We start from the raw sequence: 13,570 nt of genomic DNA on the forward strand, positions 1-13,570 counted from the left end.
GCCCCCGGCGACGATTGCTCGCGCGTGACGTATTCCGCATCGTTTTCTACCTGCCGTACGATCACCCTGACATCTCACATGGGGTGAGTCATGCCATCGATTGTTACATGCGCGCCGTGGGGGAGGGACCCAAGACCATCAATTATGTTAGCTTTTCCCATGACGAGGGCTCCGCCTTGACCGCGGAACAATGGGGATGGGTGCGCCTTCTTCTCCACAACACCAGACGCTGGTCCTTCCCGGACGATTACGAGGACTGGAAGCAGAGGGAAATCGAGAAGCGAGGTTTCGAGCGGGGGCTCCTGTTCACGGGGAGTTCTGGCAGCCGGAACGGCTACGAGCTCGAATACAAGGCCCGCATTCCGTGGCGGCCCGATCCCGAGCCAACATCCGTGAGCCTGCTCACGGCGACGCTTCCCACCGAATTCCTCGAACGGCAGGGGCCGGGGCCCGTGCGCCAGTTGGTGCTCGACATGGCCTCCCAACTGCGTTTCGCCTCGGGTCACGCGGGCCTGTCCTTGCGGCTCTATTGGTGGCTTCCGCGAGAGGATGAGGCCCTGCGCGTCGGGCCCCTGCGCTACCCGGGCCTGGATCTCCGGGATGCCTGGCGTCGCGAGGAGTGGATGGGCCTTCAGGTGGATGGCGTCCACTGGCTCAACTTCCTCGGTCCTCACGTCCTCACCCAGCTCGGCGGCGCGAACGCCCTACGCTCCCGGCTGCGGTCCTCGGAGACGACCGTGGTGGCGCTCGACGAGGAGCGCGCCGTGGTCTCCCTGGGCGAGCGACCGGAGGTGGGAGACCTGTCCGTTGGGAAGAGCCTTCCCGCGTATCGTGAACTCGCCCAGGTGCTGGAGCCCTGGCTCGAGCCGTTGGTCCTGCGCCCCTCCGGGGAGGTCGCCGGGCAGACGCGCTACACCTCGCTCCTGCTCACCGAGGACGAGGCACGGCGCTGGTGGAGACGTTTCCTCGACTGAGCCGGCTCCGTGAGCGGATGCCGTGCCCCTCCGCGTTCGCGCTCGGGGCCCGGAGCCACGGGGGGCGGGCGAGTCCTCCTGGCGGCCAGTTGCCTGGCCCTCCTCGGATGTTCCCGCCCGGCCGTCCGCTCTAGCCGAAGAACACCTGGGCGACCTGGAAGAACTCCTGCGGCACCTTCTTGAGCTCGCGCGTGGCCTCGGACAGGTCCACGCTGACGATCTCATTGCCGCGCAGGGCGGCCATCTTGCCGAACTCGCCTTGGGCCACCATGTCGCAGGCGTGCACGCCGTAGCGCGTGGCGAGCACCCGGTCATGCGCCGTGGGCGCGCCGCCACGCTGGATGTGGCCGAGCACCGACACGCGCGTCTCGTAGCCCGTGCGCCGCTCGATTTCATTGGCCAGCAGGGCGCCCACGCCTCCCAGCCGGGGCCGGCCCGCCTCGTCCAGCGCGCCCGAGGTGATGAGCTGCTCCTGGCCCTCGTGCGACAGCTTGATGCGCGTGCCCTCGGCCACCACGACGATGGAGAAGGTACGCCCGGAGGCGTGGCGGTGCTTGATGTGCTCGGCCACGCGCTCCAGGTCCGCGGGCACCTCGGGCACGAGGATCACGTCCGCGCCGCCAGCCAGGCCCGCGTACGTGGCGATCCACCCCACGTGCCGGCCCATCACCTCGCACACGATGACGCGCTTGTGCGACTCGGCGGTGGAGTGCAGCCGATCAATCGCCTCGGTGGCGATGCCCACCGCGGTGTCGAAGCCGAAGGTGAAGTCCGTGCCGTTCAGATCGTTGTCGATCGTCTTGGGCACGCCCACGATGCGCACGCCCTCCTGGGACATGCGCGTGGCGGCCGACAGCGTCCCCTCACCGCCAATGGCGATGACGGCGTGGATCTCATTGCGCTCGATGGCGCGCTTGACGCGCTCCAGCCCGTTCTCGACCTTGAACGGGTTGACGCGGGAGGTGCCCAGGATGGTGCCACCCCGGTGGAGGATGCCCGAGGTGGTCTCCCGGGTGAGACGGAAGTGGTTGTCGTCGAGCAGACCCTTCCACCCATCGCGCAGGCCCATCATCTCGAAACCATGGGCGCTCGCGCGGCGAACGACAGCGCGGATGACCGCGTTGAGGCCGGGGCAATCACCCCCGCCCGTGAGAACGGCGACTTTCATGAACGCGACTTCTAGCTCACCTCCCGCGCGAGTCATCCTCGAAGTTGAGGTGAATTCGCCCGTCCGAGGGGGGGGCCACCAGCCCCGGGGGGGCGGGACCCGGGCCGACCCTACCCACCCCGCCGAGGGTGCCTCGCCCGATGCGATGGGTGACGGGGGACTCGGTGGGCGCTATGCTGGAGCCCTTCCCCAGGCCCCGGTCCTTCCTCCTTGAACGTCCGCGTTTTCTCCTCGGAAGTGGAAGCTGCCGCCGCCTGTGCCGCTCACGTCGCGGCGGCGGTCCGTGAGAAGCCCTCCCTGGTGCTCGGTCTGCCCACGGGACGCAGCCCCCTCAACGTGTACCGGCAGATGGTGGCGCTCCATCAGCGCGGGGAGCTGGACTTCTCCCGGGTGACGACCTTCAACCTGGACGAGTTCCTCGGCCTGCCGCCGGACGACCCATGCAGTCTGCGCGCCTACATGGACCGCCATCTCTTCCAGTACGTGAACCTGGTCCCGGAGCGCGTGCACTTCCTGGACGGCAGCGCGGAGAAGGCCCAGTGGGAGTGCGCCCGCTACGACGCCGCCCTGGAGGCGGCGGGGGGAATCGATCTGCTGCTCCTGGGCATCGGGTCCAACGGGCACGTGGCCTTCAACGAGCCGGGGGACAGTCTCCAGGCGGCGAGCCACCGGGCGAGGCTGTCGCGCGAGACGCGCCAGGCCATGACGCCCATGTTCGGGGATGAGATTTCCCGAGTGCCCATGGCGGCGCTCACGCTGGGGATGGGGGCGCTCTTCAAGGCGCGCCGCGTCATCCTGCTGGCCTTCGGGGTGAACAAGGCGGCGGCGGTGACGGCGATGGTGCGCGGCCCCATCACCTCGCACTGCCCGGCGTCCTTGCTGCAACTGCACGGGCAGGTGGAGGTGTGGGTGGATCCCGAGGCCGGGCACGGCCTGGAGGGCTCGGCGGCCTGATCAGAACTGCCAGTACGGCGTGGTGCCGCTGGCGTACTGGCCGCTGTTCTTGAAGTAGATGTCCACGAAGCAGGAGTCCGAGTAGCCGCCCGGGGTGTAGGGGCCGCTGCACTCCACGCTCTGGCTCGTCCGGTCGAGCCCGCCCGCCGTCGGCGAGCCGCAGACGATCTGCCCCGGGAGATCCCGGTTGTAGAGCGTGTTGTGCATGTTGATGGCGGTCTTGTCCTTACAGGTCGTCACGCAATAGGAGTACATCTTCGTGCCGTCCAGGGACCGGCCGATCTGCTGGGTGACGGTGCAGTTGGCCGCGGTCAGCCCGGTGCGGGTGTAGGTCTGCGTGCCCGTCGTGGGCGTGGGCGGAGTGGCGTAGGACGTCGTGCCGCCGCGCTGCTCGATCGCGCCCGCCTGCTCCGACGACGCCGCGTCCAGCTCCGCGCCGCCACAGCCCATCATCAGCCACATCGAACCCACCGCCAGCGCCACGCTCTTCATGATGCGAACTCCATCCCGAGGAATGACAGGCTGATACAAGAATTCCTGTTTTGAGGCAATTCCATTCCTTATGCTCAGAAGGGCGTGCTTCGGGCGACGGACGCGGTGTGCCACTCGCGCACCCGGCGCAGCAGGCCGAGGAACTCGGAGCGATCCGGCTGGCCGTCCACGGACTCCTCGGCGAGGGTCTCGGCGGTGGCCAGGCTCCACTCCCGGGCCTCGGGAGCGCCCCGGAGGATGTCCGCGGTGCCCGCCACGGCGGCGGCGAAGCGCAGGTTGGAGGAGGCCTCGTCCAGGTGGGCGTGCAGGCTCGCGCGCTCCAGGGGGAAGGTCTGCTCGGCGGCCTCCGCGCCACCGGGCCGCTTGGAGCGCACGCGCACCGTGGCCACGCGCGAGCCCTCGCCGGTGAGATCCACCTCGTACAGGGCGGTGACGGTGTGGCCGGCGCCAATCTCCCCGGCGTCCACCTTGTCGTTACGGAAGTCCCGGTCGGCGATGGCGCGGTTCTCGTAGCCGATCAGCCGGTAGCCGCGCACGGCCTCCGGGTCGAACTCCACCTGCACCTTCACGTCCTGGGCGATGACCTCCAGCGTGCCGGCCAGCCGCTCCTGGAAGACGCGGCGCGCCTCGCGCTCGCTGTCGATGTAGAAGCTGTTGCCGTTGCCCTTGTTGGCCAGGCGCTCCATCAGGTCATCCCGGTAGTTGCCCATGCCCAGGCCGATGGTGGACAGCGTGACGCCCTCCTGCACGTAGCCCTGGATGCTCTCGAGCAGGGCGTCCGGGCTGCGGGCGCCGATGTTGGTGTCGCCATCGGTGAGGACGACGACGCGCGAGACGTTCCGGGGATGGGCGTGGCGCGCCGCGTGGCGGTAGGCGAGCTCCAGCCCGCTGCCCATGGCGGTGCCGCCCCCGGCGCTGAGCGAGTCGATGGCGGAAAAGAGCGTGTCGCGCGCGGAGGCCGGGGTGGGGGGCAGCACGTCGCGCACGCTGCCCGCGTAGGTGACGAGCGCCACGGTGTCCGTCTCGTTGAGTCCGTCCACCATCAGCTTCATGGACTTCTGCGCGAGCGGCAGCTTGTCCGCGGAGTTCATGGAGCCGCTGGTGTCCACCAGGAAGACCAGGTGCGTGGGCTTGCGCTGGCTCTTGGCGATGGTGCGGCCCTGCAGCCCCACCTTCACCAGGTGCCGGCCGCGCGTGTACGGCGAGGGCGCTCCCTCCAGGTCCACGCGGAAGTCACCGTCCGTGGGCGAGGGGTAGCGGTAGCGGAAGTAGTTCACCCACTCCTCCACGCGGATGGACTCCGGCGGAGGCAGGTTGCCCTGGGTGACGTAGCGGCGGAAGAGCGTGTAGGAGGCGGTGTCCACGTCCACCGCGAAGGTGGAGAGGCGATCCTCGCTCGCGCGGGTGAAGGGGTTGGGGCGCTCGGCGGAGTGGGTGGAGCCGGCCACGGCGCGCCCGCTCCCGGCCACCGGGGCGTAGGTGCCGCCTTCCTCGCTGTTGCTGCCGAAGTTGCGCAGGGACTTGCGCGCCAGGGGCGGGGCGTACTCGAGGTCGTTGCCCGCGAGGGACTCCGCGCTCGCGCCCATGAGCTTGCGCAGGTTGTTGCCGAAGAGGGTGACCCCCCCCGCGCCCACCACCAGGGTTCCCATGCACAGGACGACGACGCGCTTCGCGAGGCTCGAGCGTTTGTTCATGCATGCGGAGATCGCACGCTTCGCCTGCTCGCCGCGTCGGTCATCCGGCGGAGATCGGTCAACCGGCCGAGGGTCGGTCACCCGGAGGATGGCGCGCGGTGGAACTCACCGGACGGGCCTGGCGCTTCACGCTGGCCGGAGGAGGCGGTGGAGGCCGGTGGCGCGCGTAGGCGGCGAGCACCTTCTTCACGTAGAACTCCGTCTCGCCGTTGACGGGCACGCGGCCGCGCACGTTGCCGGGGCCCGCGTTGTAGGCGGCCACCGCGAGCGTCACGTTGCCCCGGTAGCGCGCGAGCTGCTCGGCGAGGTAGCGCGCGCTGCCGTCCAGGGCTCGCGCCGGATCGAACGGATCCTCCACGCGCATGAGGCTCGCGGTGGAGGGCATGAGCTGGCCGGGGCCCATGGCGCCCGCGGGGGAGATGCGGTGGGCCTGGGTGTTGGACTCCACCTCCACGACCGCCTCGAGCAGGCCGGGGGGCAGGTGGTGGCGCCGCTCGCTGTCGCGGATGAGGGGCTCGAGCTCGGGGTGTCCCTCGAGCAGGCACTGGGGCCGGTGGCGCGCGTAGGCGGCCAGGGCGTGGGCCTTCTCCGAGAGGAAGGACACCGAGAGGGGGGACACGGTGGTGTCGCCGAAGAAGGCCACCGCCAGGTTGAGCAGCACGAGCGGCACCAGGGCGCACAGCCCCACCTTCACCCAGGGAATCCTGTTGGCCCTGTTGGCCCGTTTGCGCCGCACGCCTTCCTTCCTACGGGCCCCCCGGTGTCCCGTCCAACTTCCGGCCCGTCAGGACCTCTTCGGACGTGTCCGCTCGTGGATGCGGCGCAGCGTCTCCACGCCGGGCGTGAGCTGCCGTCGGGCCATGGCGTGCACCGCCTCCAGCAACTGTTCGTTCACCGGCACCGCGAGGCCATGCGTGCGCGCGTGCCGCACCACCTCGCCATTGAGGAAGTCCACGGGGGGCTCGCGCCCCCGCTCGATCGCCGCCAGCATGGACGAGCGCATCCGGCGGTAGCGCAGGCCCACGGCGAGCAGGGCCGCGTGCTTGAGCACCAGCGACGGCGAGCCCCATGCGTGCCGCTCGGAGTCGCTCAGCGCGAGCCAGTCCAGCCCCAGCGAGGAGGCCACCTTCTCCAGCTTCACGCCCTCGGCGCGCGCCACCTGGACCACCTCGGTGAAGATCTCCAGTGCCAGCTCGCGGATGAAGCGGTGGCGCAGGAGCGGACCCAACCGGCTGCCCCCCACGGTGCCCAGGGTGGAGATGGCGCAGTTGATGCCCAGCTTGCTCCAGCGCGCGCCGCGCAGGTTGGGGGTGAAGTCCACCGGACCCACCGCGCGCAGCACCTCGGCCAGGCGCTCCAGGCGCGCATCCGGCTCGCCCCGGAGCGTGCCGAGCACCATGCCGCCCACGGCCGTCTGCTCGTAGACGCCCGTCGCCGGTGACGAGGCACCCCAGGCGACGATGGTGCCGATGACCCGCTCCTCGCCCACGAGGGCCGCCACCCGCTCCTCGCACAGCCCGTTGGGGAGCACGGCCATGGCGCCGCCGGGCGCGAGCAGGTGCGCCGTGTCCCGGGCCGCCTCCTCCACCCCGGTGGGCGGCGTGGCCAGCAGGAGGAAGTCATAGGCCCCTTGCGTGGGCGGCTGGACGAAGACCTCCAGCGCTCCCCGCACGGTGCGCTCGCCCTTCGTGTCGCGCAGCACCGGGCCGCGCGTGCGCAGCACCTGGGCGATCTCCTCGCGGCGGGCCACCGCGGAGACCTGTCGGCCCGACTCCAGCAGCCGTGACAGCAGGACGCCGCCGATGCCACCACAGCCGACGACGAGGATTCGAGGAGCGGTTCGCGTGGAGTCCATGGCTCCCGCTGCCTACCACGAGCCGCTCCGGTCCGGGGGTGCTTCGGCTCGGTACGTGACATGACCTTCGCAGTCATCTACAGTGAAGTGACCGCCGAGGACACCCCTCCGAGGAGAATCCCGTCATGCCGTCCGTGATCGAGCTGCCCGGCTTCGAGCGCCTGTTGGAGATCTGTCTCATCCGGGCCCACCCCCTGAAGTTGGAGCCGCCCCTGGCCCCGAGCCGCCGCGCGGAGGACTCCGTGGCCGGGCAGCCGATGGATCCCCAGTTGGCGGCCATCCACTCGCGCGCGGGCTACCTGTGGATCCGCGGTGAGCTGTTCCTCTTGCCGCTCCGGCACGAGCGGCGGCCGGATCTGCACCGGGTGAATGCCCACTGGCGCCGGGACTGGGAGGAGCCCTTCGGCTCGCTGCTCGTGTTCGCCAAGGATGACCGGCTGGCCTACTGCTACGCCACGGTGCCCGAGCTGGCGGACGCCGAGGGGCTGCAGCCGGTGGTGTGGGTCGACGTGTACGAGTCGCTGTACGCCATCCCCGTGGCCTCGAGCGTGGACCGGTTCCTCGCCACCTACGCGCGCTACCTGGAGGTAGCTCCCTCCTCCTCGGCCGACAGCGCGGATCTGCCTCCGCCCCGGACCTTTCCCTGGGACGCCGCCGACCTCATCGCCCGCGACGAGGTGCTGGTGCGGCGCATCCAGGCCGGGCACTTCGACCACCTGCTCCAGGCCAACACCCGGGCGCGCGAGTGGGTGGCGCACCGGCTGGGCGCGGGCGTCAGAAGATGAACTTGAAGGCGTGCACCTCGGCGCGCACCCCCACGCATGCCCGGAGGTTCGCCGTCCACGCCTGGGCGGGCAGGGTGCCGCGCGCCTCGAGCACCAGCTCCAGCCGCTCGTCCCGAGCCAGATCCGGCACGCTCGTCGCCTCCACCGCTCGCAGGGCGAGCAGCTTCTCGGAGAACGCCTGCGAGGGCTGGCTGTACTCCAGCAGCGTCCGGATGAGCTCCGTCGAGCCCTGTCGGCGCAGCGAGACCTTCACCGTCTGGAGCTTGCTGAGGTCCGCGTCCCCGCCCGTGACCTCGAGCGTGAACAACTGCAAGGACAAGTCCGTGTCGACCCGTCCCGCGGGTAGGTCCTGGCCGATCTGCCCCAGGGGAACCTCCAGGGTGCGCTCGAGCGTCTCCTGGCCCGGAGCGGCACCGGAGAACGACACGCCGGACTCGCTCTGGCAGATCTGATCCGTCTCGGCCGTCACCACGAAGAAGGTGTCGGCGATCTTCCGGCAGCCGGAAGCGAGCAGCGCGAGGGTGGTCAGCAGGAGGGCTCGGGCAAGGGCGGGCACGCGGGACACCCCGTCAGTTGAAGTAGAGGATGAGGCCGAGCCTCACCACGGGAGTGGAGAGGTTGAGCAGCAGGGGGTTGGCGGTGAGCGACGGCTCCTCCTGCCCCTCTTGCGCCTCCGCCTCGCGGATGAAGGCCGTCGCGTCGCTCACCCCGAGGAACCAGTAGCTGATGCCGGCGCCACCGAAGAAGGTCACGTGGCGCCAGGGCGAGAACTCCAGTCCCACGCTGAGGTTCACCTGGTCGTAATCCACCTGGCGGATGCCCGTGACGGGGGTGGTGGGCTGGCCGTGCAGCCGCGTGAGCAGCCGCTCGTAGTCCGCGCGAAAGGTGTGCCCATACTCCAGTCCCAGCACGGGCGAGACGAGCAGTCGTGCGGGCAGCAGATCCACCCCCGCGCGCACGCCGGTTCCCAGGCTGTTCCTCGCCGCTCCCGCGTGCACCCGGAGCCAGGACCTCGGGTGGATGAGCAGCGCGGCCCCCGTGCCATCGGGAGCACCCGCCAACAGCCTCGCCCCGAAGCGCGTCTTCCACTCGGGCTCGGTGTCGGGACTGACGGGAGTGGGCGCCGGCCGCGTGAGCTCGGTCTCCGGCGGTGGGTCCTCGTCCTCCGGTTCCTGCGCCCACGCGCTGCCCAGGGGAAGGCCCAGGAGCAGCAACGGGAGCAGTCCGCGGGGGAGGGGGAAGGCCTTGTGGGAGGAAGGGAAGGGGAGCATCGCCGGAGCAGGGGGGACGGATTATTCGCGAGCCCGATGAGGGAGAGAAGGCCCGTGCGGGAATTCGCGGGGGGCCCTGGCGGACAGGGTTCGGGCGGGAGGTGGGTTCTGCTACGGTGCGCCATCCGGGTGCACCCGCTGCCCGGAATCGTTCGATGCCCAAGAAGATCCTCATCGCCTTCGCGAGCCTGCTGGGGCTCCTGCTCGTCATTGGCCTGTTGCTGCCGACGACGTACCGTGTCGAGCGCTCGCTGCTCATCCTCGCCCCTCCCGAGGCGGTGTACGCCCAGGTGGCCCAACCGCGGCACTGGGGGGAGTGGACTCCCTGGAACGCGGAGCGCTACCCCGGTGGGCAGTGGATGTTCGGAGGGCCGGAACTGGGCGCGGGCTCGGTGCGGACCTGGGAGGGGGGCTCCCTGGGCCGTGGCACGCTCTCCCTCTCCGAGGCGGACCCGAAGACGGGCGTGGCCTATCAAGCGTCGCTGGATGGGGGCCGGTTCTCCGCGCGGGGCCGCATCTCCCTCGCGTCCGCGGAAGGGGGCACCCAGGTGACGTGGGTGGATGAGGGAAGCCTCGGCCGCAGTCCCCTGCGGCGCTACCTCGCGCCCTTCATCCGCTCCCGCCTGGGCGCTGGCCTCGAGCAGGGCCTCGCCCGTCTCAAGCAGGTGGCGGAGTCGTCGAAGGACGTGGCCCCTTCCAGGGAGACACCCGCCGGGGCCGGGCCCACCCCGTCCGCTCTCCCCGATGCTCCTGGCGCTTCTCCCGTGATCGCGGCTCCGCCCGTCCTCCCCCCCGCCGAGCCCACGGTGTCCGCGCCCGTCTCCGAGCCCACCGCGACGCCGTCCCCGGGGGGCACGCCGCCCGTGCTCGCCGCGGACCAGGTCGTGACGGCGCCGACGTCGCCCACCGATGGGGGCGGGGTGTCCGCCCCGGAGCAGCCCGCGCAGGGCTCGACGGGCGGCTCCTCGCCAGGGGATGCCGGTGCCGCCGTGCCCCCGCCCGCGCCGGGTGACGCGGGAACGCCTCGTTAGGCAGCGGTTCCTCGCGCGCGCGTTGGCTTGCCATGGCGGGCCCGCTGCACTAGTGCTCGGCTCATGGCCGATGTGCTTCCCGAAGCGTTCCTGCGCGCCGTGGCCGAAGGGTTCCCGGCGGACTTCCTCACCCGTGAGCCGAGCGAGCTCCAGGAGTACGGACGCGATTGGACCCGGGTCCATACGCCCGCGCCCTCGGCGGTGGCCTTTCCGCGCACCACCGAGGAGGTGGCGCGCCTGCTCGCCCTGTGCGACGCGCACCGCGTCCCCGTGGTGCCCTCCGGTGGGCGCACGGGGCTCGCGGGGGGCGCGGTGGCCGCGCGGGGCGAGCTGGTGCTGTCGCTGCGGCGGATGACGCGGATGGAGCCGGTGGAGCTGTTGGGCAACACGGTCCGGGTGCAGGCGGGCGCGGTGACGGAGGCGGTGCACCAGCACTGCGCCGAGCATGGTCTCACCTGGCCGGTGGACTTCGCCTCCAAGGGCTCCAGTCAGGTGGGCGGCAACATCGCCACCAACGCGGGCGGCGTGAAGGTCATCCGCTATGGCCTCACCCGTCAGTGGGTGCTCGGCCTGCAGGTGGTGACGGCCCAGGGCAAGGTGCTGGAGCTCAACGGCTCGCTGGAGAAGAACAACACCGGGGCGGACCTGCGCCAGCTCTTCATCGGCAGCGAGGGCACGCTGGGCATCATCACCGAGGCCACCCTCAAGCTCACGCCGCTGCCGGGCAAGCAGGACGTGTTCCTCTTCGCCGTGCCGGACGTGGCCGCCGTGCTGCGGCTGTTCCGCGAGGCACGCCGCGCGCCGCTGCTCTTGAGCGCCTACGAGTTCTTCACCGACAAGTGCCTCGCGCGCGTGCAGCGCCACCGCAAGCTGCGCTCGCCCTTCGAGGCGCCCAGTGGCTGTTACGTGCTGATGGAGGCCGAGGGCAAGGACGCCGCCGCCGTGGAGGAGTGGCTGGGCTCGCTTTTCGAGCGTGGGCTGGTGACGGACGGCACCCTGGCGCAGAGCCCCTCGCAGGCCAGTGAGCTGTGGGCGCTGCGCGAGAGCATCAGCGAGAGCCTGTCGGCCACGGGGCTGCCCCACAAGAACGACGTGTCGCTGCCGGTGGCCGGGCTGGAGGCCTTCTGCTCCGAGCTGGACGCGGTCTTCCGCGAGCGCTACCCGGACTGGGAGATCGCCCTGTTCGGCCACATCGGGGATGGCAACCTGCACATCAACATCATGAAGCCCGAGGGCATGGAGAAGGCCGAGTTCCTCGCGCGCACCAAGCAGGCGGACCCCACCATGTTCGAGCTGGTGCGCAAGCACGGCGGCAGCATCTCCGCCGAGCATGGCATCGGCCTGCTCAAGAAGGACTACCTGTCCTACTCGCGCTCGCCCGCGGAGCTGGAGATGCTGCGCACGCTCAAGCGCGCCCTGGATCCGAACAACATCCTCAATCCGGGGAAGATCTTCGACGTGTGAGCCGGGGCGGGGGGGCCCTCTGTGCTGGGAGCTCCCCCCCGTCCGCGCATCAGGTGACGATGCGCGTCTTGATGTCCGTCTTGAGGCCCGCGATGGCCTCGCACACCGGGCGGCCCACGTTCTGGTCCAGGTCCATGACCAGGTAGCCGATGTCCGAGTCCGTGCTGAGCACCTGCGCGTGGATGTTGGCGTTGAGGTCCGAGACGATGCGGTTGATGTCGCGCAGCACGCCCGGCGTGTTGCGGTGCACGTTGAGGATGCGGTGCGTCTTGGGAATCAGCGGCGTCTCCACCTGGGGGAAGTTCACCGCGCCCGTGGTGGCGCCGCTCTTGACGAACTTGATGAGCGAGGTGGCCACCTCCTTGCCGATGGACGCCTGGGCCTCCTCGGTGGAGCCACCGATGTGCGGGGTGAGGATGACGTTGGGCAGCCCCTGCAGCGGGGTGGTGAAGCCGTCGCTGTTGGTCTCCGGCTCCTCCGGGTACACGTCCACCGCCGCGCCGCCGATGTGGCCCGCGCGGATGGCCCGCGCCAGCGCTTCGATGTCCACCACCGTGCCGCGGCTCGCGTTGATGAGGAAGGCGCCCTTGCGCATGCGCGCCAGCTCCGCCTCGCCCAGCATCTTCTCCGTGGAGGCCGTGGCCGGCACGTGCAGCGTCACGAAGTCCGAGGAGGCGAGCAGCTCGTCCAGCGTGGCCGTGGCGCGCGTGTTGCCCAGCGGCAGCTTCGTCATCACGTCATGGAAGATGACGCGCATGCCCATGGACTCGGCCAGCACGCCGAGCTGCGAGCCGATGTGCCCATAGCCGATGATGCCCAGCGTCTTGCCGCGCACCTCGTAGCTGCCCGTGGCCACCTTGCGCCACTGGCCCGCGTGCACCTCGCGGATGCGGTCCACGAGCTGGCGGCTGAGCATGATGATCTCCGAGATCACCAGCTCCGCCACGCTGCGCGTGTTGCTGAAGGGCGCGTTGAACACGGGCGTGCCGTGGCGGTTGGCCGCCTTCAAGTCCACCTGGTTGGTGCCGATGCAGAACGCGCCAACGGCCAGCAGGTTCGGGGCCTTGGCGAGCGCCGGCTCCCACACGTTCGTCTTGCTGCGGATGCCCAGCACGTGCACGCCCTGGAGGCGCTGCTCCAGCTCCTCGGGCTTGAGGGCTACCTTGAGCCGCTCCACCTCGAAGCCCTCCGCGCGGAACATCTCCTCCGCGGACGGGTGGATGTTCTCCAGCAACAGCACCTTCGGGGGACCTTCGATGGAGATCGGCGTGGAGGGCGACGGGAATGGAGTCGTGCTCATGGCTCCGCGCGTTAGATCCCGCCCCCCACGCTGTCAAGCGTCATCACCCGTCACTCGTCGTCGGGATGGCGCAACCACGCCAGGGCCGCTTCTCGCGTCTCGAAGGTCCGGGTGGGAATGGTCAACAGCGCCCGCTTGGTCATCCGCCAGGCTTGGAGTCCCGACGCCGCGTCGCTCACCACGCGCGCCGAGCGCTTCATGCCGTTGAGCTGCGCGAAGGCGTTGAGGCTCGCCATGGTGTCCACCATCTCCGGCGACATCACCCGCAGCTGCTCCTGGTCCACCAGGGCGCTCCACGGCCCGTTGAGCCGGAGGATCGTCTCGCGGATGCGCTTGAGGTAGTCCGCCACGTCCTCCGCGCTGGGGTGCGGAGGATAGACGACGTCGATGATGCGATCCGCCTCGTGGACGGTGATCTGAAAGGGCATGTGTTGCTCGGTGCTCCCGGTGGCGGCGCACTCTACCCGCTGCGCGGCCCGGGTCGACAACCTCGCCCTTTTCTCCCCTCACCACTCCCCCTCGACCCTCGTTCTCTCGTCCGCCATGGGAGCGGCTGTGGGGAGAGGTGGCATGGCACTCGGA

General features: G+C 70.3%; 14 protein-coding genes. 5 read left to right on the top strand and 9 right to left on the bottom strand.

Features of this window, described 5'->3' with window-relative positions:
* Positions 1-200 precede the first annotated feature (200 nt).
* Entirely contained in the window at positions 201-974 is a 774-nt protein-coding gene (locus D187_RS50210; RefSeq protein ID WP_245591781.1) for a type VI immunity family protein, read from the top strand.
* A 130-nt stretch (positions 975-1,104) separates the two neighbouring features.
* On the opposite strand, the gene D187_RS21835 is transcribed toward D187_RS50210, so the two are convergent.
* Positions 1,105-2,142, bottom strand: a complete 1,038-nt coding sequence (locus D187_RS21835; RefSeq protein WP_020918194.1) for a 6-phosphofructokinase — start codon at positions 2,140-2,142, stop codon at positions 1,105-1,107.
* Between the two features lie 210 nt (positions 2,143-2,352).
* On the opposite strand from D187_RS21835, the gene D187_RS21840 reads away from it, so the two are divergent.
* Entirely contained in the window at positions 2,353-3,096 is a 744-nt protein-coding gene (locus D187_RS21840; RefSeq protein WP_043430952.1) for a glucosamine-6-phosphate deaminase, read from the top strand.
* Here D187_RS21840 and D187_RS21845 read toward each other — a convergent pair whose 3' ends face one another.
* The 4 genes from D187_RS21845 to D187_RS21860 all read right to left on the bottom strand — a co-directional run bounded on the left by D187_RS21845 (position 3,097) and on the right by D187_RS21860 (position 7,137).
* Entirely contained in the window at positions 3,097-3,588 is a 492-nt protein-coding gene (locus D187_RS21845; protein WP_002622764.1) for a hypothetical protein, read from the bottom strand.
* Between the two features lie 74 nt (positions 3,589-3,662).
* Positions 3,663-5,282: a vWA domain-containing protein gene (locus tag D187_RS21850; protein WP_002622765.1), complete on the bottom strand. Its 1,620-nt coding sequence runs from the start codon at positions 5,280-5,282 to the stop codon at positions 3,663-3,665.
* Positions 5,283-5,340: 58 nt separating this feature from the next.
* Positions 5,341-6,018 (bottom strand): lytic transglycosylase domain-containing protein, encoded by a 678-nt coding sequence (locus tag D187_RS21855; RefSeq protein ID WP_081713793.1) that lies wholly within the window; start codon positions 6,016-6,018, stop codon positions 5,341-5,343.
* Positions 6,019-6,066: 48 nt separating this feature from the next.
* Entirely contained in the window at positions 6,067-7,137 is a 1,071-nt protein-coding gene (locus D187_RS21860; protein WP_002622767.1) for a ketopantoate reductase family protein, read from the bottom strand.
* A gap of 125 nt (positions 7,138-7,262) precedes the next feature.
* On the opposite strand from D187_RS21860, the gene D187_RS21865 reads away from it, so the two are divergent.
* On the top strand, positions 7,263-7,922 hold the full coding sequence (locus D187_RS21865; RefSeq protein WP_002622768.1) for a hypothetical protein: 660 nt from the start codon (positions 7,263-7,265) through the stop codon (positions 7,920-7,922).
* Here the strand turns inward: D187_RS21865 and D187_RS21870 are convergent.
* Both D187_RS21870 and D187_RS21875 read right to left on the bottom strand, forming a co-directional pair.
* Positions 7,912-8,478, bottom strand: coding sequence for a hypothetical protein (locus D187_RS21870; protein WP_002622769.1), 567 nt, complete (start codon positions 8,476-8,478; stop codon positions 7,912-7,914). The genes D187_RS21865 and D187_RS21870 overlap by 11 nt on opposite strands.
* A 13-nt stretch (positions 8,479-8,491) precedes the next feature.
* Complete coding sequence (locus D187_RS21875; protein ID WP_155893500.1) at positions 8,492-9,136, bottom strand: hypothetical protein; 645 nt, start codon at positions 9,134-9,136, stop codon at positions 8,492-8,494.
* Positions 9,137-9,348: 212 nt separating this feature from the next.
* On the opposite strand from D187_RS21875, the gene D187_RS21880 reads away from it, so the two are divergent.
* Both D187_RS21880 and D187_RS21885 read left to right on the top strand, forming a co-directional pair.
* The gene (locus tag D187_RS21880; RefSeq protein WP_002622771.1) at positions 9,349-10,224 is read left to right on the top strand and encodes an SRPBCC family protein; all 876 of its coding nucleotides are present in this window, start codon (positions 9,349-9,351) and stop codon (positions 10,222-10,224) included.
* Between the two features lie 63 nt (positions 10,225-10,287).
* The gene (locus D187_RS21885) at positions 10,288-11,688 is read left to right on the top strand and encodes an FAD-binding oxidoreductase (RefSeq protein ID WP_002622772.1); all 1,401 of its coding nucleotides are present in this window, start codon (positions 10,288-10,290) and stop codon (positions 11,686-11,688) included.
* 49 nt (positions 11,689-11,737) lie between these two features.
* On the opposite strand, the gene serA is transcribed toward D187_RS21885, so the two are convergent.
* Positions 11,738-12,988: a phosphoglycerate dehydrogenase gene (gene serA / locus D187_RS21890; RefSeq protein WP_002622773.1), complete on the bottom strand. Its 1,251-nt coding sequence runs from the start codon at positions 12,986-12,988 to the stop codon at positions 11,738-11,740.
* A gap of 50 nt (positions 12,989-13,038) precedes the next feature.
* On the bottom strand, positions 13,039-13,416 hold the full coding sequence (locus D187_RS21895) for a SpoIIAA family protein (RefSeq protein ID WP_002622774.1): 378 nt from the start codon (positions 13,414-13,416) through the stop codon (positions 13,039-13,041).
* Positions 13,417-13,570 lie beyond the last annotated feature (154 nt).

The organism is Cystobacter fuscus DSM 2262 (assembly GCF_000335475.2).
Lineage (GTDB): Bacteria > Myxococcota > Myxococcia > Myxococcales > Myxococcaceae > Cystobacter > Cystobacter fuscus.

Coding starts and splice junctions, on each gene's coding strand:
- D187_RS21835 (WP_020918194.1), bottom strand. CDS start 2,142: ATGAAAGTCGCCGTTCTCACGGGCGGGGGTGATTGCCCCGGCCTCAAC.
- D187_RS21845 (WP_002622764.1), bottom strand. CDS start 3,588: ATGAAGAGCGTGGCGCTGGCGGTGGGTTCGATGTGGCTGATGATGGGC.
- D187_RS21850 (WP_002622765.1), bottom strand. CDS start 5,282: ATGAACAAACGCTCGAGCCTCGCGAAGCGCGTCGTCGTCCTGTGCATG.
- D187_RS21860 (WP_002622767.1), bottom strand. CDS start 7,137: ATGGACTCCACGCGAACCGCTCCTCGAATCCTCGTCGTCGGCTGTGGT.
- D187_RS21865 (WP_002622768.1), top strand. CDS start 7,263: ATGCCGTCCGTGATCGAGCTGCCCGGCTTCGAGCGCCTGTTGGAGATC.
- D187_RS21880 (WP_002622771.1), top strand. CDS start 9,349: ATGCCCAAGAAGATCCTCATCGCCTTCGCGAGCCTGCTGGGGCTCCTG.
- D187_RS21885 (WP_002622772.1), top strand. CDS start 10,288: ATGGCCGATGTGCTTCCCGAAGCGTTCCTGCGCGCCGTGGCCGAAGGG.
- serA (WP_002622773.1), bottom strand. CDS start 12,988: ATGAGCACGACTCCATTCCCGTCGCCCTCCACGCCGATCTCCATCGAA.
- D187_RS21895 (WP_002622774.1), bottom strand. CDS start 13,416: ATGCCCTTTCAGATCACCGTCCACGAGGCGGATCGCATCATCGACGTC.